The 629-nt window shown below is 60.6% G+C and carries 1 protein-coding gene; it reads right to left on the reverse strand.

The genetic code is table 11. The features are described 5' to 3' along the window. The coding region (locus IU449_RS28695) for an ABC transporter ATP-binding protein (protein ID WP_195005310.1) at nucleotides 1-608 on the reverse strand (608 nt) is incomplete at its 3' end. Nucleotides 609-629: the final 21 nt, after the last annotated feature.

A 629-nucleotide genomic window follows, 5' to 3' on the forward strand; every position in this document is an offset into this window, starting at 1 on the left:
AGGTTGATGTTGTGGGTCACGATCAGGATCGTCGCGTCGATCTGAGCGTTGATATCGATCAACAACTGCGACAGATACGAAGTACGCACCGGATCCAGACCCGAGTCCGGCTCGTCGACCAGGATGATCTGCGGATCCAACACCAACGCCCGGGCCAGCCCGGCACGCTTGCGCATACCACCGGAGATCTCCCCGGGCAGCTTGCCTTCGGCACCCAGCAGACCGGTCAGCTCCAGCTTCTCCATCACGATCGCCCGGATCTCGGACTCGGACTTCTTGGTGTGCTCACGCAACGGGAACGCCACGTTGTCGAACAGGTTCATCGACCCGAACAACGCACCGTCCTGGAACAACACCCCGAACAACTTGCGGATCTCGTAGAGCTCCTTGTTCGAACACGTCGTGATATCGGTACCGCCGATGAAGATCGACCCCCGCTCCGGACGCAGCAGGCCGATCAGCGACTTCAAGAACACCGACTTACCCGTACCCGAGGGGCCCAGCAGGGCACTCACCTCACCGGCGGGCAGCGTGATCGAGACATCCTGCCAAATACGCTGCGAACCGAAGGACTTCGTCACGCCCTCTGTTCTGACCTCGACGCCCACGCAAACCTCCACAATTCTCGG

The sequence above is a fragment of the Nocardia higoensis genome, from assembly GCF_015477835.1.
GTDB classification, from domain to species: domain Bacteria; phylum Actinomycetota; class Actinomycetes; order Mycobacteriales; family Mycobacteriaceae; genus Nocardia; species Nocardia higoensis_A.